This is a genomic window from Rhizobium hidalgonense (assembly GCF_002914525.1).
In the GTDB taxonomy this organism is placed as follows: domain Bacteria; phylum Pseudomonadota; class Alphaproteobacteria; order Rhizobiales; family Rhizobiaceae; genus Rhizobium; species Rhizobium hidalgonense.
Window position 1 is genome coordinate 1 of the sequence record NZ_LODW01000020.1, and the last position, 1,087, is coordinate 1,087.

2 protein-coding genes are annotated in these 1,087 nt (G+C 57.0%); both read left to right on the forward strand.

All coding sequences use genetic code 11. The features are described 5' to 3' along the window. The first annotated feature begins 7 nt into the window (after nucleotides 1-7). A complete protein-coding gene (locus ATY29_RS01305) occupies nucleotides 8-211 on the forward strand; it encodes a CCE_0567 family metalloprotein (RefSeq protein WP_009991124.1) in 204 nt (67 codons plus the stop codon). Beyond that, nucleotides 208-525 (forward strand): ferredoxin III, nif-specific, encoded by a 318-nt coding sequence (gene fdxB / locus ATY29_RS01310; RefSeq protein ID WP_097537556.1) that lies wholly within the window; start codon nucleotides 208-210, stop codon nucleotides 523-525. The genes ATY29_RS01305 and fdxB overlap by 4 nt, the downstream gene beginning before the upstream one ends. The last annotated feature ends 562 nt before the right edge of the window (nucleotides 526-1,087 follow it).

Below are 1,087 nucleotides of genomic sequence, written 5' to 3' on the forward strand. Positions count from 1 at the left end.
AGAGATCATGTCAGACATTGTGGAGCAGCTGAAGAAGGTCCGCAAGCTGCAGTCCCGCGCCGCCGCTGCGAAGATGGAGTTGCACGATCTTGCCGAGGACCTTCCGATTAATTGGGCTAGAATCAAGACCATTGCAGGAGAGACGTTCGACGCCTTCGCCGAGTTGAACGCTGCGAAGGAAGAGCTCGCTGCATTGGAGAATTCACGATGACTGGCCCTTTCGTCACGCGCGACGGCTCCAGCTGGGTGCCGGAGTACCTGACCTGCATCGATGCTACAACCTGCATCGGCTGTGGCCGATGCTTCAAAGCCTGCTCTCGCGAAGTCATGCACCTCTATGGCGTCGGTGAAGCGGGTGAAATCCTCGGCATCTGCGACGACGAGGAGGAAGACTTCGATGGCGAGCTCAATCGTATGATCATGGTTGTCGATGAGGCCGGCCGCTGCATTGGTTGCGGCGCCTGCGCGCGCGTCTGCCCGAAGAACTGTCAGATCCATGTCGCGGCAGACAAGTTTACTGCGTGATCTCGCGAACAAGTCAACGCTGTTACCTTCAGATCGTTTGTTGTCTCCTGCTGCTCGTCGTCTGCGCAAACGAACGAACGTAGTTACTTCGTGTGGCATTCCATCCACAAAGTTAGCGCTGCGATGGTGGCTAGTTCGTCGCTTCTTTCAATAGGACTTTTTTAAAAGCGCGAAGTGGCGATCGCTGTCTCGTCGCCCTCGGCGATGAACTTATCCGGTTGCCAAGGCAGATGCCCCGCGATTGGATCGCCACAGATCGTGCCGTTCGTGTCCCATGCCTGATCCGCGGATGCGGCGGTTCTAATCAATGGCGGCCGGTGCAAAGAAGGCACTGCAATTGCACGCAATGTCTCGCGCAAGCTGACCGTCAAGGTAAGCACCAGTGCGCAGTTGACGGAGGCACTTGCGGCGAGGACCGCAACGCCACTTTCCACCCCGCAGGCTCAATACGATCCGACACAGGACGATCCTGAGCGCGGTTGAATTACATGCTAATTCCCTTGTCCCCAGCGCAACCGTCGACATTTCTCGCAAATGTCGGGCATCCGCCACTTTTGTCAGG

Excerpts from the sequence above, each read along its gene's own strand:
- ATY29_RS01305 (WP_009991124.1), top strand. The coding sequence starts at position 8 with ATGTCAGACATTGTGGAGCAGCTGAAGAAGGTCCGCAAGCTGCAGTCC.
- fdxB (WP_097537556.1), top strand. The coding sequence starts at position 208 with ATGACTGGCCCTTTCGTCACGCGCGACGGCTCCAGCTGGGTGCCGGAG.